Source organism: Acetobacterium wieringae (assembly GCF_001766835.1).
Taxonomy (GTDB): domain Bacteria; phylum Bacillota; class Clostridia; order Eubacteriales; family Eubacteriaceae; genus Acetobacterium; species Acetobacterium wieringae.
In genome coordinates, this window is sequence record NZ_LKEU01000043.1 from 24,110 (window position 1) to 43,133 (window position 19,024).

General features: G+C 41.2%; 20 protein-coding genes. 6 read left to right on the forward strand and 14 right to left on the reverse strand.

Annotated features, from left to right (window positions below; all coding sequences use genetic code 11):
* Positions 1–245: 245 nt before the first annotated feature.
* The 5 genes from ACWI_RS16375 to ACWI_RS16395 form a co-directional block, all read right to left on the reverse strand.
* Positions 246–872, reverse strand: coding sequence for a corrinoid protein (locus ACWI_RS16375; protein WP_070372524.1), 627 nt, complete (start codon positions 870–872; stop codon positions 246–248).
* A gap of 94 nt (positions 873–966) precedes the next feature.
* A complete protein-coding gene (locus ACWI_RS16380) occupies positions 967–1,764 on the reverse strand; it encodes a methyltetrahydrofolate cobalamin methyltransferase (protein ID WP_070372525.1) in 798 nt (265 codons plus the stop codon).
* Positions 1,765–1,780: 16 nt separating this feature from the next.
* Positions 1,781–2,188 carry a hypothetical protein gene (locus tag ACWI_RS16385; RefSeq protein WP_070372526.1) on the reverse strand — a complete coding sequence of 136 codons (408 nt, stop codon included), beginning with the start codon at positions 2,186–2,188 and terminating at the stop codon, positions 1,781–1,783.
* Positions 2,172–2,801 (reverse strand): GTP-binding protein, encoded by a 630-nt coding sequence (locus ACWI_RS16390; protein ID WP_070372527.1) that lies wholly within the window; start codon positions 2,799–2,801, stop codon positions 2,172–2,174. Before ACWI_RS16390 ends, ACWI_RS16385 begins: the two co-directional genes overlap by 17 nt.
* A 23-nt stretch (positions 2,802–2,824) precedes the next feature.
* The gene (locus ACWI_RS16395; protein ID WP_070372528.1) at positions 2,825–3,838 is read right to left on the reverse strand and encodes a uroporphyrinogen decarboxylase family protein; all 1,014 of its coding nucleotides are present in this window, start codon (positions 3,836–3,838) and stop codon (positions 2,825–2,827) included.
* Positions 3,839–3,972: 134 nt separating this feature from the next.
* Between ACWI_RS16395 and ACWI_RS16400 the strand changes: the two genes are divergently transcribed.
* Positions 3,973–5,502 carry a PucR family transcriptional regulator gene (locus tag ACWI_RS16400; protein ID WP_070372529.1) on the forward strand — a complete coding sequence of 510 codons (1,530 nt, stop codon included), beginning with the start codon at positions 3,973–3,975 and terminating at the stop codon, positions 5,500–5,502.
* A 240-nt stretch (positions 5,503–5,742) separates the two neighbouring features.
* Here the strand turns inward: ACWI_RS16400 and ACWI_RS16405 are convergent, their stop codons facing one another.
* The gene (locus ACWI_RS16405; RefSeq protein WP_070372530.1) at positions 5,743–7,398 is read right to left on the reverse strand and encodes a PucR family transcriptional regulator; all 1,656 of its coding nucleotides are present in this window, start codon (positions 7,396–7,398) and stop codon (positions 5,743–5,745) included.
* A gap of 128 nt (positions 7,399–7,526) precedes the next feature.
* Between ACWI_RS16405 and ACWI_RS16410 the strand changes: the two genes are divergently transcribed.
* Together ACWI_RS16410 and ACWI_RS16415 are read left to right on the forward strand one after the other, a co-directional pair.
* Positions 7,527–8,552 carry a uroporphyrinogen decarboxylase family protein gene (locus ACWI_RS16410; protein WP_070372531.1) on the forward strand — a complete coding sequence of 342 codons (1,026 nt, stop codon included), beginning with the start codon at positions 7,527–7,529 and terminating at the stop codon, positions 8,550–8,552.
* Positions 8,553–8,722: 170 nt separating this feature from the next.
* The gene (locus ACWI_RS16415) at positions 8,723–9,205 is read left to right on the forward strand and encodes a hypothetical protein (RefSeq protein WP_070372532.1); all 483 of its coding nucleotides are present in this window, start codon (positions 8,723–8,725) and stop codon (positions 9,203–9,205) included.
* Positions 9,206–9,338: 133 nt separating this feature from the next.
* Here the strand turns inward: ACWI_RS16415 and ACWI_RS16420 are convergent, their stop codons facing one another.
* Together ACWI_RS16420 and ACWI_RS16425 are read right to left on the reverse strand one after the other, a co-directional pair.
* Complete coding sequence (locus tag ACWI_RS16420) at positions 9,339–9,659, reverse strand: hypothetical protein (RefSeq protein WP_070372533.1); 321 nt, start codon at positions 9,657–9,659, stop codon at positions 9,339–9,341.
* A gap of 441 nt (positions 9,660–10,100) precedes the next feature.
* A complete protein-coding gene (locus tag ACWI_RS16425; RefSeq protein ID WP_070372534.1) occupies positions 10,101–11,087 on the reverse strand; it encodes a uroporphyrinogen decarboxylase family protein in 987 nt (328 codons plus the stop codon).
* Positions 11,088–11,217: 130 nt separating this feature from the next.
* Between ACWI_RS16425 and istA the strand changes: the two genes are divergently transcribed.
* The 3 genes from istA (at position 11,218) to ACWI_RS16440 (ending at position 14,346) form a co-directional block, all read left to right on the forward strand.
* Positions 11,218–12,462: an IS21 family transposase gene (gene istA, locus ACWI_RS16430; protein ID WP_070372535.1), complete on the forward strand. Its 1,245-nt coding sequence runs from the start codon at positions 11,218–11,220 to the stop codon at positions 12,460–12,462.
* Complete coding sequence (gene istB / locus ACWI_RS16435; RefSeq protein WP_070372536.1) at positions 12,456–13,244, forward strand: IS21-like element helper ATPase IstB; 789 nt, start codon at positions 12,456–12,458, stop codon at positions 13,242–13,244. Before istA ends, istB begins: the two co-directional genes overlap by 7 nt.
* 181 nt (positions 13,245–13,425) lie before the next feature.
* Positions 13,426–14,346 carry a LysR family transcriptional regulator gene (locus ACWI_RS16440; RefSeq protein WP_070372537.1) on the forward strand — a complete coding sequence of 307 codons (921 nt, stop codon included), beginning with the start codon at positions 13,426–13,428 and terminating at the stop codon, positions 14,344–14,346.
* Between the two features lie 35 nt (positions 14,347–14,381).
* Here ACWI_RS16440 and ACWI_RS16445 read toward each other — a convergent pair whose 3' ends face one another.
* From ACWI_RS16445 to ACWI_RS16470, 6 genes are all read right to left on the reverse strand, one after another.
* Positions 14,382–14,624 carry a type II toxin-antitoxin system YafQ family toxin gene (locus tag ACWI_RS16445; protein ID WP_423230216.1) on the reverse strand — a complete coding sequence of 81 codons (243 nt, stop codon included), beginning with the start codon at positions 14,622–14,624 and terminating at the stop codon, positions 14,382–14,384.
* Complete coding sequence (locus ACWI_RS16450) at positions 14,621–14,896, reverse strand: type II toxin-antitoxin system RelB/DinJ family antitoxin (protein ID WP_070372538.1); 276 nt, start codon at positions 14,894–14,896, stop codon at positions 14,621–14,623. Before ACWI_RS16450 ends, ACWI_RS16445 begins: the two co-directional genes overlap by 4 nt.
* Positions 14,897–15,259: 363 nt before the next feature.
* Complete coding sequence (locus tag ACWI_RS16455; protein ID WP_070372539.1) at positions 15,260–16,603, reverse strand: P-loop NTPase fold protein; 1,344 nt, start codon at positions 16,601–16,603, stop codon at positions 15,260–15,262.
* 108 nt (positions 16,604–16,711) lie between these two features.
* Positions 16,712–18,226, reverse strand: a complete 1,515-nt coding sequence (locus ACWI_RS16460; RefSeq protein WP_070372540.1) for a GH25 family lysozyme — start codon at positions 18,224–18,226, stop codon at positions 16,712–16,714.
* A gap of 15 nt (positions 18,227–18,241) precedes the next feature.
* Positions 18,242–18,628, reverse strand: coding sequence for a phage holin (locus tag ACWI_RS16465; protein WP_070372541.1), 387 nt, complete (start codon positions 18,626–18,628; stop codon positions 18,242–18,244).
* A gap of 11 nt (positions 18,629–18,639) precedes the next feature.
* Positions 18,640–19,014 (reverse strand): hypothetical protein, encoded by a 375-nt coding sequence (locus ACWI_RS16470; RefSeq protein ID WP_084633769.1) that lies wholly within the window; start codon positions 19,012–19,014, stop codon positions 18,640–18,642.
* Positions 19,015–19,024: the final 10 nt, after the last annotated feature.

Below are 19,024 nucleotides of genomic sequence, written 5' to 3' on the forward strand. Positions count from 1 at the left end.
TTTCCTTTCATCGACTTGGTCTGTTGTATAGACCAGTCTGGAGCGTTGTCGTCATTTTACCGGTATCTCTAAAGCCTCACCAATTATGATGTCAGATATCCTATCTCTACCGGTTCACCGCCAGCTTTATGCACGGTTAACCATTAATTCGTTAAAAAACAGAACTATTCTAGCAATAATAAGAATCACGAAAAGACCTGGTAAAAAAACCAGATCTTTTTGTATTTCAAAAACGCTTACTTTTTTTAGGCAATCAGTTCTTTTGCTTTAACAGCAGCACTACCAGCATCCGTTGCGTAACCATCAGCGCCAATTTCGTCGGCATAAGCCTGGGTAACTGGGGCACCGCCAACAAGGACTTTCATGTCAGGTAAAGCTGCTTTAACGGTTTGAACAGCTTCTTTTAAGGCTGGCATGGTGGTAGTCAACAGACCAGAACAGGCGACCAGAACCACGTTGTCATTTTCTTTCACTGCTTCCACAAATCGCTCAGCTGGCACATCGACACCCAGATCCACCATGTCAAAGCCGGCACTTTCGATCATCATCGTAACTAGATTCTTACCGATATCGTGGAGATCCCCAGCAACTGTTCCGATGATACAGGTACCTAAGGAATTGGATACGTCACCAGCCATCACTGGTTTTAACACTTCCACGCCTTTTGACATCGCTTTGGCAGCAATCAGCATTTCTGGGACAAAGATTTCTCCGGATGAGAATTTATCGCCAACCACACCCATGGACGCGATCATCGCATCCAGAATATCCTGTGCTTTATCGCCGGCATCTAATGCTTCCTGAACCGCTGCGGCAACCTTCTTTGATTTACCTGTTTCGACCAGAACTTTTACTTCTTCAATTTTAGACATGTTAATTTCTCCTTTTGATTTTTGATTTAAATGCATGCACTCATCTTTATTTCAGCCACCCGAAACCTGTGTGTGCCCCGGGTTTGGTTGTAACTTATTTTACAAAAATACCTTCCCGGAAAGCACCGATATATTCCATGCAGTATTCGTCTTCGCCCATCATGGCTTCAGTGGCAAACAGCATGCCCATCATATCTTTGTTCAGGGGATCGAGAATGAAGCTGTCCATCCCGGCACTCATGGCCAGAACGGCAAAGGCCTGGTTGGCAATCCGACGGGCCGGTAGATTAAAGGAAATGTTGCTGACGGCACCGGTGACATGGATGGTGGGGTATTGAGCTTTGATGCCGCGAATGACCTCGGTGACCATCTGAATCCCGTCTTCCGAGGTGCACAGCATTTCAATCAAGGGATCAATGTGCATACGGGAAGGATCAATGTTGTATTCTTTGACCTTAACCATCAGATCGGCAAAAACATCCAGACGATCTTTGGCGGTTTTCGGAATCCCCTTGTCGCTGTTTAACAGCGCGACGCATTCCCATTTGGTGTCGGCGATCGCTTTAAAGGCCACGTCGACCTTATCACCTTCTAAGGAAACCGAATTAAACAGTCCGGGTTTATTACAGTATTTTATCGATTCGATGCAGGTGTACACATTGGGGCTGTCCACCGCAATCGGCGTATCCACCGCATCCTGAACAATGTCAATCAGCCATTTCATGGTTTCCAGTTCGATGTCATCATCCACTGAAGCACAAACATCAATAAAGTCTGCTCCGGCTTCGGCCTGTTTAATGGCCAGGTTTTTAATAAATTCCGCATCCTTGGCAGCAATCGCTTTGGCTGTTGATGGGATGGCACCGTTAATTTTTTCTCCGATAATGATCATTTTCTTACTCCTCTTACTAATCTGTTTGTTTCTGTAAAGTGTCAAATAGTGTTGCGATGCGGCATTCCAGGCTTTGGACATTGGTATTGAACACAATTGCTACAACGCTTACATGAATCGATGATCCCGCTATTTCTTTGACTGTTACATCTTCCCCAGTCGTTGATATCATGGTTACCGGGGAATCGCATTGAACCAAAGCCTTGACATGACCAATAATCCCACTCATTTCCTGGATCCATTTGGCCAGGATTTCAATTTCATCTGCCAAATTTTGTTTTATGGTTTCCAAATCTCCAATAATATCCCGTTTGCCGGAGCATACCAACGCATCATCATGCAAGTGAGATTCAATCCCATGATGATGATGACCGGAATGATAGTGATGGTTACAGGATTCAGCGTGGTTATGCTTTGTTATCATCTAACGCCTCCGCTTGATTGACTATTTTTTTCAATATGGCTTCCGGAATTACCGCTTTTGCGGATATTGGAATGATCGCCGCTGTTTGATTATAGTTTAATATGCTGTGCTCAACCTGTTTAAGTTCTGCACTGCTGACCAAATCCACTTTATTCAGTAATACGATCGACGTGTCCTCCAGCTGTCCAGATACCAGTAATTCCATGGCGTTAACCAATCGTTGCCAGCGTTTGGCATCCGCGACGGTCAGGATTGTGGCGTCAAGACCCAACTCAGCTAAAATTACTTTTCTGATACTGCCGGGATAAGCAACTCCAGTAGCTTCAATGATCAGCCATTGGGGATCAAGTTCGGTCTGGATTTTTTTAATACTGGCAACCAGTTCTCCGGTGAGTGAGCAGCAGGCGCATCCACTAAAAAGATTGCTAACATTAAATCCGGCCTTCTTCAGGACTTTATCATCAATTCCGATGGCACCAATTTCATTTTCGACAATCGCAACTTTTATTTCAGAATGATACTCTTTTTCAAGACTGTCGAGATATTCTGCCAGTTGCAGCAATACGCTGGTTTTTCCGGAGCCTAAAAATCCCCCGAGAATTAATATCTTCACAATGGTTTCCTTTTCTGGTGCCGTTATTTTGTTGCCAGCTGATGACTGTAACGAACCGCTTCCTGAATAATAGGCATCATTTGCGCGCCCATTTCTGCGGGATCTAAACTATTGACCAGCACATGTCCGAAGAAGATAAATCCTGGTTGTTGGCCATATTCATCAAAGCAACGGTGAATTTCGGCAATTCGTGTTTCCAGGGTCGCATCGGGAGCGCCGGGGGCACCGTTGGTATCAAATCCACCCATTAAAATAATTTTATCGCCGTATTTTTTCTGCATCCCGACAATATCATTGGTTGGCTGAACGGAAGTCCAGACAGCAGCTCCGGTTTCGATGATGTCTTCAATCAGGGGTTCACAGTAACCGCAGGTATGCTGCACCGGTATCATCCCCAATTCTCTGACGGCGTCGTTAAGCCGTTTGTGATGAGGTTTAATCAGTTCGCGATAGACCGTCGGTGACATAAACAGACCTCTTTCAGTGGCAATATCATCGTAATTGGTAAACAGATCCGGGTTATAATACTGTTTTACTTTTTTGGCAAACTCAATTTTGTAATCAGTAATAGCTGTCATTAGTTCATTACAGGCCTCCGGTTCTTCGGCCAATGCCATTAGGGCTTCCTCAAAACCCATCAAGGCCGCCAGTCGCTCAAACACGCCATTGCCACAACCAAATTCAATGGCCTGCACCGTTCTGTCAACAGGCATCATGCTTAGTTCAGCATTCACCATTTCCTGCCAGTCAACGGCTTCCAGATCGGGAAATTTGACAATGCTTTTCCAGTCCACGATGGTATCGGCATCCATAATATGTTCATTGGGTGCTGGAATCGGTGCGCCGCCACCGGAAGCTGGCGTGATCCAACGAATGCCAAAGCCATCATAGCCGCCACCCAATGGTCCTTTTTCAATCCAGGGTCCTGGCAGGGCGCCAAATCCCAGCACGCCACAATCGGCAAGGTGTACCGGTGTCCATTCGGTTTCTTTGTGATTGATTGCGTTTAAATAGTTTTCTTTCGGTGTAAGTGCCATATCAATAATCCTCCTTAAATTTTTGCGTAATTGATATTTAAATCTTACGATAAATTTACGAAACTGTAAATTATACAAGCTGATTGACTTTTTCGGTTTTAATCTATACACTCTGTATAAGGAGGTGATAAATTATGAACCTATCTTTAGCCCTGCTGAAAGAAAAACTGGCCGCACTTGTAAAAGATGACAACATTGGTGTATCTGGATCTTTATTGCACTTACCCCATCCGGTTTTTTATGCCGGTGATGCCTGTTTGGCTTCCCACATATTATATATAACCATGGCCGAAAAGCTGCCACCTGATCTGACCTTTATGCCGGCTTCGGCCTTAATCTGCATTGGCGATCCCCCTCCCCGCTGTTATAACGATGAGCTGGAGCTGCTGGTGATTGCGGATACTACCGATATCTTTGAACTAAGCAATGCCATTCATGAAATTTACGATATTTATGGAACCTGGGATTTAAAGCTACAACGCTGTATTCGCGAGAAAAATTCCCTGCAGTATCTGGCGGATATTTCCGAGCCAATTTTTGGAAACGGCATGCTTATCATGAATGGCGACTTTTATATGATTGCCCATTCAACAACGCATGCACTCTATGACTCTCCCAATTTACATCTTGACGCATCAGGGCGGATCTCCATTGAGCAGGTCAATTTATTTAAAAACGATGCCGTCTACAATAAAATCAAGAACGAAAAAAATGTTTTTATCTATCCTTCCGAGGTTTTGCCTTTTCGGACCCTTTGTCAAAACATTTTTCTCAATGACACCTTTCTTTTTCGGATCATTGTGCCCGAAATCGTCCAGCCCTTCAACGACAGCGATACCCAAATTTTAGAATATTTATCGCATCAGCTGGTTCAGGATCCTGACTATCTTGTCACCTTTCATCGCAGTAAGAATAGCCAATTGACGACCCTGCTTCAAAATATTATGCTGGGAAATGCTTATAACCAGACTGCTTTTGAAAAGGAATTGCAACAAATGGGTTGGAGTCAAAACAACAGCTATTGCGCTGTCCACATCCAACCCAGCAGTCAGGATATTTATCATACCACTGTCACCTATTTTTGTAATGTGATCATGCAGGATTTTAGGCAGACCTTTGCCTTTTCACACAACCAGAGTATCCTGGTCATCATTAACCTGGATCACCTTGACGAGTCCCGGGACGAGTATTTCAAAAAATTTAATCGGATGGTCAAAGACGGTAATTTCAGAGTAGGCTACAGCAATTATGCTGATGGGCTTATTCATCTGAAAGAGTATTTTCGCGAGGCCGAAATCGCCCTGGAAATCGGCACCCGCTATCATCCCGCTAAATGGATACATAAATTCTGTGACACCGTGCTGCCCTACATATTTAATCAGATCACTGCCGAATTGCCGGGCCAATTGCTGTCTTCGCCGATTTTATTACGTCTTCAGGATTATGATTTAAAGAACCATACCGACTATGTCCTCACGCTGGAAGTGTTTCTTGAAAATAATCTCAATGCGGTTCAGACTGCCAAAGACTTGTTTATCCACCGGGCCACCATTGTTTACCGGTTGGAACGGATTAAAGAAATCGGCCAGACCGACTTAAAGAATAAAAATGATCTGCTGCACCTGCATCTTTCATTTGAACTCATCCGCTTAGCCGCCAACTGAAAAATTGGCGATGAAAAACGGGTGGCCGCTAACCGATTGTAGGTTAACGGCCACCCGCTTTGCTGCGCTATTAAACGCTTTCGCTAAATTATGAGGCTTTGTATAATAATAAGATTGCTACAATTGAAAAAAATTATGCTTCTTTCGTTATTGGGTAGATTCAGATTATCTTTTGCTTTTATAGAAATTGTTCATTTTCTTAATTTGATCTATCATTTCAGCTAATCATATTCTCAACAGCTAGTCAAACTTTTTCTGCTCTTCCTTGAATTTTTTTAGTAGTTTTTTTCCATGATATCCTTTAGCGATCAAGTCTGCTAAAATCTGCTCCGCAAACTCCTCACCCGTATTTTCTTTGACCGGTTTTATGCTAGTTAAATTATTATGAAGCTTTAGTGAAATATTCACATGCAGCAATTCATCGGGATTCTCAAAATCAATTTTTCCAATTTCCCGGATTCGCTCAAGGCGATAGACCATCGTGCCACGATGAATCGATAAATCTTTGGCCGTTTGAAGCGCATTCATGTTGTTCTGCAAATAGATGGTTAGAGTTTTTATATATTCGGTGCTATTTTTGTCATCATAGTCACTTAAACGAGATAAAATCGGTGCGTTTAAGTTTGCCACCGGAAGCTCTCTAGTCATCTGGCTCAACAGATACAATAAAACATAATCACTAAATTGATGGACGTCATTTTGGGGGGCTAACTGACCGCCAAAATCCAGAGCAATCTGGGCCTCTTTGAAATAATCCCTAAAATTGCCTAAACCATTTGACTCGTTACTATAGCCGATTTTAAAATTACTCGCTTTTATAAATACATTAAAGCCATCGAAAAATTCCTGCCTGTTTTTAATCCGGCTCAGATTAAAGAGAACAATCAAATGATCCTTATGGGCGAAGGCAAAGGCCTCCTCAAAATTGTGCCGTATCTTATTGCCGAAATAGGTCAAAGTTTGGTTATAGATATCCTGATCACTGGGAAGCACATACGCCACACAATAAAAATGGTTCAGCTCCCAGCCTAGCCGCTTCAGTTCTTTTTCAAAATCCGCCAAATGATAGGCCTTCCCCGCAACCATATCGTTTAGTAATTCAATCAATTCATCATCATCAAAACGATTCACCGAAACCAGATACTCTGAATCTTCTGTGAGATATTTTCCCAGATGCTCTAGCAGCACCGCATCACTCTCTGAAAAAGGATGAATGTTTTCACAAACAACCAACCGAAACAGAAAACTGTCGTGATGAAAAATATTTTTGCACAGCGTGCGATAGGGTAAAATGTTTTTCGGATAAATAAATACTTCTTTTTCATTTTTTATCTTTTGATAGGCCAAATCATTTTTGAAAGAATTGACCTGTTGCGGCTGAAGTCGACCAAATTCATCGGTTTTAAGTTCTTCAAATAAATTAAAATCGAGAGTCAGGGATGTCCGGGCGATGATATAAAAATCCGGATTCATAATCGTGATACCATTTTCGAACACCGGTTCCGAGAGATCAATAAGATACTGTAGAGGCTTGTTCTCCCGAATACTCTTTTGCAGACTCATATTCCAGATCTCGAAAAAATCATAGATCTGATGAATCCGGTTACTTAACTCGAAAATCGACACCGTTTCAGAAATAACCAGATAACTGAATCCATCCTGATTCAGGCTGATCGCCGGACTGCCGATTAAAATCAAAGCAGTGTCAACCTGACATTGGAGATCAGCTGGTAATTGATCAGACTGAGCTATATATAATGTGTTTGAGTCCAATTCTTTCTGATCCTGGTAAAATACAGGTCGTTGCAAGTGCAGTCTTTGACCTGATTTTTCCAGTTTATAATCGATTACAAGATCAGCCAACTTTTCCTTGATTAAATTCAGTGATAATTCCATTCGGCAACCCTCCTTGTACAAAGTGTATAATTCATCGCTTGAAAAGTCAATAATAATGTCTAATTTACAAAAATAAATTTTCATCATAAAATGTTAATAATTATTTGATTCATAGGAGGAGAAATACAATGAGCTTAACCCCCAAAGAAAACTATCTCAATGCAATCAACCACAAACCAACTGAGTGGACCCCGATCTTTCCGATCGATTGTGCCGGCAGTGGCTTTGGCGCTTACCCCGGCCCATGGTTTGAAAAAGGCCCCATGGGCGGCGGATACGATGGTTTTGGCATCCGTTGGATCACCCCAGCATCCGGCGGCGGTGCCCCAATTCCAGCTCCCAACGAACATATCATGGACTCGGAGACCATCGTGGACTGGAAAAGCATTGTAAAATTTCCAGACCTGGAAACGGTTGACTGGCCAACCATGGCCGCTGAAGAATTGAAACTCTTGCACAACTTCGATCGTGACCAAACCGCTCTTGAATTTGGCTGTGGGAACGGTGTTTTTGAACGTGTGGCCGCATTAATGGGTTTTGAAGAAACCCTGATGGCACTGATCGAAGAGCCGGAAGCCTGTTATGAACTGATGGAAGCCATTACCGACTACAAAATTGAGTTTGCTAAAAAAGTGAAGCAATATTATAACCCGGATATTTTCAACAATTACGATGATATCGCCACTGAACGGGGTCTGTTTATGTCACCAGATGTCTATCGCAAGTTGATTAAACCTCATCATAAACGGCTTAATGACGCCGTAAAAGAACTCGGGATGATTCCTATCCAGCATACCTGTGGTCTTTGTGAATCCCTCATTGAAGACATTATTGAGACCGGTGCTGCTGCCTGGACCTCGGTTCAGCCGGTTAACGATATTGTAAAGCTGCTGGAAAAATATGGTGATCGCATTGCCTTGATTGGTGGTTATGATGCCAATGGTATCCCCGGTCGCCTGGATGCCACCGTTGAAGAACGTCTGGCTGATGTCCATCGCTGTCTGGACACCTATGGCAAGTATCCATCTTACATTATTTTCCCCTTTGTTACCGTCAATTCCCTGGATCCTAAAGACATGCTTGATGTGATGATGCCGATGCTGGGCGAGGCGATTCGATACAGTCATGAGCTGGGACGAACACAATCCGTATAATTAATTCTATCTGAATTTTAAATGAGCAGCAGATGGCAAAAATTACAGCAATTTAAGAATTAGTGATGTCGTAGGTTGCAGCTTTAATTACTCATTAATATAACGTTTTATCAAAACAGTGGGATACGTTAATCCCAAAAATCACTGATTATAAATTTGAGAGGACTAAAATGAAAAAAGAAACAAAATTCAATCTCCTAAACAATCTGTTTAATTCCATCGTCTTCGGGGTCACCTTTACCATCCTGGGCGGTTTGATCGTTACCGGTTCTGTTGATTGGGTACATTTCCCCATCTCGGCGCTGGTAGGCGTATTGGTAGGCTTTATACTGGGTATGATTATCCCCCTGGGAAAAATCAGCGGCGGTTTGGCCAGCAAAATAGCAACTCCGGGCACGTTTCTCTTTAATCTGGTGATGTATTCGGTTCTTCTGGTTATCATTTTAATTTTTATGTGTCCCATCCTCACCATTTTCATGGGCAGTGTCCTGATGGGCGCTCCCGTCGCCGCGGTTCTGCCAAATTCTTATGCCCTATTTTTACCCTTCTTTGTGATCGGCCTGATCTTACTGATAGTTTTCGGCGGTTTCATTACAAAATTCTCCATGAAATGTGCTGGTATGACACCCAATTTTGACCAAGAGTCGAACTAAAATTTTTAAAACCCTTTTAAACATAGCTTTTACATCGACGCGAAAACGCAACGATGTAAAAGCTTTTCTTGTTTATCAGGCATTTTTCAAAGATACGAAGTGATTATAAGGTGCTCCATGGACGAAGTAAGGCTTATAATTGTAAGATAGAAAAAAACAGGTCATCTCTTGACATTAAAAATGTTTCGCTGGGCGTATACTCGTTGTCCATAATAGATTCCCAGGTGGTATCCTGATAATGATCAGGTATTTTTCCACCCTCCAATATGCGCTTCAAGGTGATATCCAGAAGGGCTAAGGGATTTTTCAGCATCGTTGCAGCATGATCAGCGATGGCTTGAAGCGATTCATGTTCAGCGATCATGCGGATCAAAGCATAATCCCATTGTTCGTATTTTAAAAAAATATCCTGAACCTGATTGAACTCTGTGCTAATATTCTCCGTTTCAGACAAAATAATGACCGAAAGATTTCCCGCTTTTCTGGAAACACATTAATGGGTCCAATGGAAATCAGATCCATTTCCTCAAAATAACTGAAATGTTTTTCATTTTTTTCTGAGCGAGCCAAATAAATGCAATCATTCTGCAAAAGATACGATTGGACCAGAAAGAAAGTTCTTGCCTTTGCTACATCAGGCGGATGCCCTATCGGAAAGACAGCAGAGAAATTTAAGCCTTTTGTGCAGGGAATAGAAGCCGTTGATGCAGTGCTTGTTAAGAGTATGGATGAACTTAAGGCGTAGGTTTAAGTTCATAAGAATGAGGTATTTGTTGTTGAACTATAAATAGTGAAGGAAAAGAAGCTGCAGCTTGTGAAATACATTCTTCACGAAGCTGCAGCTTCTTCGGATAAACTAAAAATCCTACCAGCAGGTTATTGGAAAGGAATATCTCTATAAATTAGCTTCTGGGACAGGGCTGTATTGATCTCTGATCTTTTTGAACTCATCGTTCATTGGGCCTGCCTTCACGGGGTTCATGGTGCCTGGATCGAAGATCATGCTGCCTGTGGGAGCAAAGTTTTCGGTGTAGATTCGTGCTTCTTCACGAAGAACAGCATCATCATTGGTCATATCGACTCTCTGAGCATTTGTTGCGCCAATAAAAATCAGCTTATCGCCATATTTCTCTACAACGGCTTTCTGATCATTGTAAGGAGCGAACAGGCCAAGAATCATCTGAGGACCCATCTCCACAATTTCGTCCATCAGACCGTCAATTTTTCCGCAACTGTGGTGGCAATAAATCATACCGTTAGCCTTAATGGCATCTCCAACTTGTTTATCATAAGGAAGGATAAATTCACGGAAAGCTTCCTTAGACATGAAAGAATTGGTCTGATGGCCAAAATCGTCCAGATTGATGATTATATCGGGATTATAATGTTCTTTGATCTTAGGAATCATTGCAACGCGGAAATCGGTGATCGCCTGCATCAATTCAATAAATGCTTCCGGCTCCTCATACATAGCTTCCAATGCTTCCTGGAAACCTATCAGTGCATGAAGTCTCTCAAAAGGGCCGCTCTCCCAAAAAAACATGGATAGCTTATTCTCACGATCCAGACGGGATGTGAAAATTTCTGCTCCGCTCCAAGCGATGGCGTCGATATCCGGGAAAGTTACCTGTTCTCTCCATTTTGTGATATCTTTGCAAGGCTGTCTTCCAGGCAGTGGGCTGGCACCCATGATATCCTGCTCAAACTCCCACCAACATCCCCAGTAATCATAACCACTTCCTTCCATTCCAAGCAGATATGCAGGTCTTTCTCTGACAACATTTGTAGGAATGATCATTTCCAGACAATCACAGCCGGCCGGAATCCATTCAGCAAGTCCATCATGGTTGATTACGTGCAATGCATTTTCTCTTTCAGTCATAATGTTATACCCCCTTTATTGGTGATTTGATTATAACTGTCAAAATCGGTGTTAAACTATCCATAATAAACGGTTGAAAATTCCCCGAAAACACGGTATGTTTCTTCTTAAATATAAGGAGGACAACCGAATGATAACAATGGAGGAATATTACATGATCAAAGGTTTAAAAAACAAGGGAATGTCAATCATTCAGATTTCCAGAGAAATAGGTGTTGATCGAAAAACGGTCAGCAACTGGCTTAAGCACAACGAACCGCCAGCATATCGGAAACGTCGGTTTCGGCAAGGAAAGCTTGATCCGTTTAAAGATTATATTCTGGAACGAATGAATGAAGGCTGTGTCAATGCCGCTGTGATTTTTGATGAAATTGCAGCCGACGGGTACCAGGGGAAAATGACGATTCTTCGGGAATTCATGAAACCATATCGCGAAAAAGTGTTAGCCAAAGCATCAATCCGCTATGAAACGCCCCCTGGCAAACAGGCTCAGGTTGACTGGGGAGAATTCGTTGTCACGATGCCCGATGGAAAGCTCAAAAAATTGTATGCATTCATCATGGTTTTGGGCCATTCCAGAAATTATTATCTTGAGTTCACCGAGAATTCAAAATTTGACACATTAATCGGCTGCCATGAACGGGCATTTGCCTATTTGGGCGGTGTAACTGAAAGTATTCTGTATGACAACATGAAAACGGTCGTTGCCCACAGTCACAAAACCGGCAACGATAAATGGAATCAGCGGTTTTTGCGATTTACCGAGCATCACCATTTTATTCCGGTTCGGCATCGGCCTTATCTGCCCCGTTCCAAGGGCAAAGTGGAACGCGGAGTCCAATATGTACGCAGCAATTTCTGGCCGAGAATCAAAAGCTTTTCAGATCTGGCCGAACTCAATGATCAGGCCCGGCTCTGGCTTGATACGAAATGCAACACCCGGCTACATCAGACGATTCACAAAATACCCCGTGATATACTGAAGGAAGAACAGCTGAAGCCGATGAACACCGAACCGTTTCTTGCTGTGGATCTGGTCAGCCGGAAAGTTATGAACGATTGTATGATCAGTTATCAGTCCAATTATTATTCCGTTCCCTTCCGCTTTGTTGGTCACCGTGTCGGTGTGCGGGATCTGAGAAACGGAACGATTGAAATCTATGATGAAACCGGTACTTTCATAGAAGGTTACCGGAAACCGGCCCAAAAACATCAGGTCCAAAAAATGAAAAGGCACTTTGAAGGATTGAACAGTCAAAATCATAAAGCCAAAGCCCGCAAAGCACCGCTTATGATTCCAGAACAATCGCCCAAAGTGCATCAAAGACCGCTCGCAGTCTATGATTCTTTAGTCAGTGAGGTGGTTACATGGTAACCCATCACCTGAAGGAAGCTTTTGTTCGTCTGAATCTCACGCATATGGCTGCTATTTATGACCACCATGCAGAAGAAGCTTCCAAGGATAGTATATCCTATTTGGAGTTCCTGGACAAGCTGCTTTGGGCAGAAATTGATGCAAAAAGAGAACGGACAACTACGACGAACTTGAAACTTGCAAAATTTCCTTATATCAAGGCCATTGATTCCTTTGATTTTGATTTCCAGCCCAGTGCCAACCAGCGTAAGATAAACGAACTGAAAACACTCGCCTTTGTGGAACGTTCCGAAAATATCGTGTTTTTGGGCCCGCCCGGCGTTGGCAAAACCCATCTGGCCGTTGGGTTGGCGGTATGTGCGATCAAAAGTGGCTATACCGCTTATTTTCTCAGTGCTCATGAACTGATTTCAATGATTCAGGAAAATATTGTTTCCGGGCGCATTCATCGCAAACTTAAAACACTGAATAAACCCAATATCCTGATTATTGATGAAGTTGGTTATGCGGCCATGGATGATGAAGTGGCCCATTACTTTTTTCAGATTGTTTCCAATCGCTATGAAAAAGGCTCAATCATTCTGACTTCCAACAAGTCCTACGGTAGTTGGGGTGATGTGTTCGGAAATAATGTCGTTGCAACAGCGATCCTGGATCGGCTGCTGCATCATTCCACAACGATCAATATCAAAGGTGACAGCTATCGGATCAGGGAAAAGAAAAAGGCTGGCTTTTATGATGTCAGCCTATATGAAAACGAATCGAACGATGCTAATGGGTAATTTTTACCGTTTATTTTGGGAAGTTTTAAAACGGTATTGACATAACATCGGCTGAAATATCTTTATAGCCATCAAAACGGAAGAAAACGTTTCCAAAATGGAAACGTGATATCCCAATAATTTCTCCGAAAACAGTATATTAAGTGGTATACTATAAAAAATATGTTTCCGAGGTGTTAACATGATTCCATATTCTTTTTACAGCATCAATCTCATGCAGATTGAGATTTTTCTGAAATGTGCAGAATATAATAATTTTTCTCGGGCGGCAGAAGATCTGCAGATCACCACAGGTATGGTGAGTAAAAAGATAGCCTCTCTGGAAAGTACGACTGGACTCATTCTGTTTGTGCGAGAAAAGAACAGGGTGAGTCTGACCCCTGCAGGAAAGGAACTGTATAAAGACCTGACCCGTGCCATGATTATGATCGATGATTCTTTTGAACATGCCAGCCGCATACAGAGAGTCATCGATGACCCGATTAAATTTGGAATCTGTGATGCCACAAATGTGGAACGTTATTTCATTCCGCTGATCAGTGCATTTGAGACAAATGATAATGCAGTATCTTTCAGAGTCGTTACATCGCCATCTTTTGCAATGATCGATGATCTGATCTTAGACCATATTGATATATTCTTCGCCCCGAAATTTCTTGAAGAAGCCTTATCCAGACAGGAAAACCTTGACTATTTTATGGCTGTTCCGTCGCCATTGTATGCAGGAATATCCGAAACAAATGCGCTTAGCCGTAAAGAAAAATTGAATATGCAGGATGTAAAGAATCTGGGATTTATCCTTCCTAGCGAAAAAAGAAATTCTTATTACCGAAAATGGATCATGGATCTTTGCGCCAGAAATGGATATGTACCAAAAACTGATAATTTCTCAGAAACAGGCAGTGGTGCTTATCTGAATATCAACGATACGAACGTGTTCATAACCGATAAATATTACCATTCTTTTCATACGAAAGCCGTTGTTTTCAAGGAAATTGAAGATACCGAGAGCGGTCTGCTGATGATCTGGAAGAAGAACCCCAGGCCTATGGTTGCACGTCTCATCGAGCATGCAAAGAGCTTTTATAAAGATTTAAAATAATGTGGTACAGTTGCGGCATTATTTATGTCATCCAGCTATAATTTTCTTAAAACAAGGTTGAATGACTGCCTACACGATAGAGAATTAACACTAAACCAGCATTCATGGCATCCTTTAAAGTTACCACTTAAATCATGATCGCGATATTTTTGTTCCAGGGGTTCTTCATCGGCAAGTTTTTCGATAACAGCATAAAGCCGTTCAATATCTTTGCCCTGTTTCTTGGCAAGCTTAAGATCCTTTTTAAACTGATTCGTGAATTTAACTTCGTATTTCATTCGTCCAGCGCAGCTCGCAAATCATCCATATTGGAATAACCTTTGACACTGCTATCTTTGGCCAGTTTTCTACCTTCGGCAATGGCAGCGACCGTTTCCTGATTTGGGACAGCGAGTTTCATTTCAAAAGGGATCCCATTTTCTCGGATTGCTTGTCTAAGAAATATATTGATTGCCGTTGTCATGTTAAGACCAAGCTCTCCAAAAATTTTCTCGGCCGCTTCTTTGATATCTTTATCGGTACGAATATTCAAATTTGTACTAGTAGCCATTATAAGCACCTCCTTATTTACCCTCATTATAGTATTAAATGCGCATATCATCAATTCATTACGCGCATCACATACGAACTTATTTAATAAAAAGACTTCATTAAGATTCCTGGTTGGGTAATCATCTCAAAGACAAAAATACAGGCAACAATAAATTTCGAACAAATAAAAAAGCTCTGAACATCACTTGTCCAAGTGGTGCCAGAGCTTTATTTATGAATTTGGTGGAGGCTTCAATTATGAAGTCGAACAAATTTTCTTTCACAGAAACGGCTTTTATCTATTCAATATTCATTTAATCGCCAAGCTCAGGTTATTATCTGAGCTTTGTTCTACATAACATTTAGCCTTTATTTCCTTCTTTTAAAATACATAAATCGACATCAAGCAAAGTGCCTCTACACTTAACAAATTTTCCAATTTGTTTATTTCAATTTCATCCATATTACCATTTCCATTTACAGTCATCTTTTCAAATTTAAAATATTTGCTTATTGTTTCTACATCATCAAAAAATGTCTTTTTATCTTCAATCTTACTATTTATTGATATTGTCCCTTTATTAGGGTTGACTAAATATATCTTGCTTGTTTTAAGTCTATTAACTGCATATGTAAGTTCTAAATATTCTTTGTAATTACTCAATTTCACAACTTCTAAAACAAACCTCAATAAATCATAATAATAATCGGTCGTAAAATAATCAGAATATTTATCATCTTTCATTTTTCTTGTACTTTGAATTGTTTCGGACAATATATTTAATTTTCTATAATTTAATCTCCTAAATTTCTCCATTAATATTAAACTTAATCTATCTTCAAGCTCAGCTTCAAAAATACGACCATTTTTTTGTTTTTTTAACAATCCTCCAATATAATCACTTGCATTTTTTGCTTTTGGCAAATCAAACTCATAATCAAATACCTTATCAAAATATTGATGTGTATCATATTCGTTTCCATAGTACCCTTTAAGCAAGTTAGCAAATTCTACTTTATTTATAGCTATTAAGAAATTAACGTCTTTTCCCTTTTTTATTATTTCTTTATTCAAATATATTACTTTTTTAATTAGCTCAATTGAAAACCTGGGTTCGCATCTGTCAAGTTCATCAATGATTAATAAGTACTTACTATCTTGTTTTTCGAAAAAAAGCAAGTCAATCATAATTTCATAGAATTTTTTTTCATCAATGATCTCGTTTAAAATAGTATTAGAAAGCATTTTATACACTGCCATATTATTGAACTCATCAATTGGTTTTATAATTTGTTTGCTAACTTCCTTAGTCAGCGGCAATATAGCTTCACCCGCACTTTTTATTAAGTCTTTAAAATACTTAACCCCATATTCTTGCATGAACTCATAAAAAGACTTTCCATCTTTTAAAGGTTTTATCAAGTCATTATAAACAAATTCCAAAAAAATGCCATTAATATTCGTACTTGCTTGATTCTCCCAAGCATCAAATTTCAGAATGTCAAAATTTTGTTTTTCTATTGGATCCAGATCATTTTCACTGCTCTCAAGAGTATTTTCGCGTTTAACTCGTTCGATAAATTTATCTATAAAAAAGCTTTTCCCACTTCCCCATTCTCCAACCAATGAGCATATTCTATTTTTTTCGCTGTTATTAAACTCAATCAACTCATCAATTAATTGCTCTCTTTGCACAAATAAATCATTCTTTTTTTCTTTCTCCATTAAGTCATTCTCCATTCATCAATTTAGACTTTCTTTGATTATAACATCCCTTCCCTTCATTGTCTAAAAACAAAAAATAAAAAAACAGCCACCCGAAGGTGGCCGAGATCAATAAATAAAATCTCCTGTTTCCTGGTTGTACACGCCTCCAAGATCCGACAACTCCAAATGAGCAAACTCTTGTGATGGGTAAACCCTAACCGCAATTCCAAATACCTGCCATGCAATTCTGGCAAACTCGATGATGTCCAGTCCTGGACAATAACAGTCTGTGGCTTCACCCAACATATGAAGTGAATCCCAAACGCCATTCCAATACTTGTTATTCTCTGGACAGCGGATCCCGCACGTAATGACAATTGCCCCGACATAATCCCGGAGCTGCTGCAGTTTATCAATTAACTGCTGCGCTATGATCTGTCCATAATTTGTTTCCGGATATCCATTGCAACCACTGGTCGGATCTCCTTTTATGCAGCCACAAGCGAACTCGTACCAGCTGAAGTTATTTGATGCCATTCCTTCAGGTAATGCGACTACCGGGGCCGTTGCCGCTACCGGTGCGTTTGTTACTGAGAACAACGCCGTAAAAGTATTTGTCCCGATTATTCCATCAATTGTCAGGTTTCTATCTCTCTGGAAGCTTAATACCCGGTCTGTTGTTTGGGTGCCGGCATCTCCCAGGCGACCATCAATATCGCATACATAACCCAGTTCATTCAGTCTGGCCTGCACTGACATAAGCTGACCTCTTAGGCACCGTTCCAGATCCAGCCCGGATTCTCCGGTTTCAGCCAGACCATAACCTCTTCTTGCATTATTTCTGGCTGATCTTGTCAATTCGCCGGCTTGCCCGTCTGCCTCGATGTCTCCATAATTTAAAAGTCTTAAAACTCGTTGCTCTTCAATAATTGAAAATACCTGGACACTTAACGGATCCGCTGGTGCAATCACTTCCTGAGATTGACTTGATGGCTTAGTAACCACGACTTCAACCGCTTTCGTCGGAAATGGGTTGTCAATATTCACATAATCCTGATAACAGATATTAAGATCGACGTTTCCGGAAATACCTTCAACGGATCCTTTTTCTGAATACTGCCAGATGCTTGGTATGAACTCCGGCTGATCCACATCCCATTGACCCAGCCATGTGAACCACTTTCCTTTGTTGATATCATTAACCTTATTCTCAAACCAATCCAATGACGTATAAACAATAACTTTATATCCGGAATCATGGATCTCTTCACAGAATGCATCAATGATCGGGTTGATGTCGATGTTTCCCTGATACTGCTGATCCTCAACATCATATGCAATCGGGTATGCAAAGGTTGATCGTGGATATTTGGATAAGATAGTTTTAACAAAATTTGCTTCCATCTTTGCTTCTTCCACGGTTTGAGCATAAGAGTAAAGATACGGCATTGGGGGAATACCATTGACAACACAGGCATCCAAATTAACCATGGCTTTTGCATCGAGCTCCCCGCCTGATGCATTCCTGGCTTCACCCCATCCGATCCGGATGCCGGAAAATTTTTTGTTTGAGCTTTTTACGAGTGGCCATTGGATATCGCCCTGGTGCTGGGAAACGTCTATTCCTTCGATTTGCAGCATTTCGCTACCTCCGCATTATTCTGTTTTATAATTTCCTGTGTTTTGAACTGTTTTCGTATTCTGATCCGCTGATGTGTTCTGTTTTTCTTTTACCTGTTGTACGTATTGTTGAACTTCAGCGACCGTTACCAATCCCTGTTTTAATAATTTTAGAACTTCATCCGCTGTTTGCGCTGATTTCGTGATTGACATATTTTTCCAGATCCCATAACCGATGCTGGCAAATACCAGCGTCCAGGACACGAATTTAAACAATTGATCATCGGATACCTCAATTGGATTATGACCGGTTGCTGTCAAAATCGCATTCGTTACCGCCAATAGAATCGTTGCCAGTACTACCCACGTAGAAACGGATACTCCACTCAGAGCGTCCGCAATTTTCATAATTTTTTCTTTCATTTTATATACTCCTAATCTGTTTTGATTTTCAGAGCGCATACACGCTCATAAAGCTGTTTACAAGTACCATTTCCGCCCATGGCGGCATAGGCATTATAAAGATGTTCCAGGTTTTTAAGATCTTCCACATCGATGCTTTCCTGTTCGATATAATGTTTACACGCCTGGTAAACCCGATCATGAAGTATTGCCAGCACTCCGATTTCAAGGGTTTCCTGTGCTTTTTCAAACTCATCACAACGATTGTTTAGATCGATATGGGGCTTAATAAACTTTTTTCTTAGGCACCCAATAACCGGCGGCCATACCTTTGCTTTAAATGCTAACAATACGAGAACCCCTCCCACTACCTTTACCGCCAAATCAAACGCCGTTTCCGCCCCCAATTCCACCCTC

What these genes read in the sequence shown, in the direction of transcription:
- ACWI_RS16375 (WP_070372524.1), bottom strand. Translation starts at nt 872, where the DNA reads ATGTCTAAAATTGAAGAAGTAAAAGTTCTGGTCGAAACAGGTAAATCA.
- ACWI_RS16380 (WP_070372525.1), bottom strand. Translation starts at nt 1,764, where the DNA reads ATGATCATTATCGGAGAAAAAATTAACGGTGCCATCCCATCAACAGCC.
- ACWI_RS16385 (WP_070372526.1), bottom strand. Translation starts at nt 2,188, where the DNA reads ATGATAACAAAGCATAACCACGCTGAATCCTGTAACCATCACTATCAT.
- ACWI_RS16395 (WP_070372528.1), bottom strand. Translation starts at nt 3,838, where the DNA reads ATGGCACTTACACCGAAAGAAAACTATTTAAACGCAATCAATCACAAA.
- ACWI_RS16400 (WP_070372529.1), top strand. Translation starts at nt 3,973, where the DNA reads ATGAACCTATCTTTAGCCCTGCTGAAAGAAAAACTGGCCGCACTTGTA.
- ACWI_RS16405 (WP_070372530.1), bottom strand. Translation starts at nt 7,398, where the DNA reads ATGGAATTATCACTGAATTTAATCAAGGAAAAGTTGGCTGATCTTGTA.
- ACWI_RS16410 (WP_070372531.1), top strand. Translation starts at nt 7,527, where the DNA reads ATGAGCTTAACCCCCAAAGAAAACTATCTCAATGCAATCAACCACAAA.
- ACWI_RS16415 (WP_070372532.1), top strand. Translation starts at nt 8,723, where the DNA reads ATGAAAAAAGAAACAAAATTCAATCTCCTAAACAATCTGTTTAATTCC.
- ACWI_RS16425 (WP_070372534.1), bottom strand. Translation starts at nt 11,087, where the DNA reads ATGACTGAAAGAGAAAATGCATTGCACGTAATCAACCATGATGGACTT.
- istA (WP_070372535.1), top strand. Translation starts at nt 11,218, where the DNA reads ATGATAACAATGGAGGAATATTACATGATCAAAGGTTTAAAAAACAAG.
- istB (WP_070372536.1), top strand. Translation starts at nt 12,456, where the DNA reads ATGGTAACCCATCACCTGAAGGAAGCTTTTGTTCGTCTGAATCTCACG.
- ACWI_RS16440 (WP_070372537.1), top strand. Translation starts at nt 13,426, where the DNA reads ATGATTCCATATTCTTTTTACAGCATCAATCTCATGCAGATTGAGATT.
- ACWI_RS16445 (WP_423230216.1), bottom strand. Translation starts at nt 14,624, where the DNA reads ATGAAATACGAAGTTAAATTCACGAATCAGTTTAAAAAGGATCTTAAG.
- ACWI_RS16450 (WP_070372538.1), bottom strand. Translation starts at nt 14,896, where the DNA reads ATGGCTACTAGTACAAATTTGAATATTCGTACCGATAAAGATATCAAA.
- ACWI_RS16455 (WP_070372539.1), bottom strand. Translation starts at nt 16,603, where the DNA reads ATGGAGAAAGAAAAAAAGAATGATTTATTTGTGCAAAGAGAGCAATTA.
- ACWI_RS16460 (WP_070372540.1), bottom strand. Translation starts at nt 18,226, where the DNA reads ATGCTGCAAATCGAAGGAATAGACGTTTCCCAGCACCAGGGCGATATC.
- ACWI_RS16465 (WP_070372541.1), bottom strand. Translation starts at nt 18,628, where the DNA reads ATGAAAGAAAAAATTATGAAAATTGCGGACGCTCTGAGTGGAGTATCC.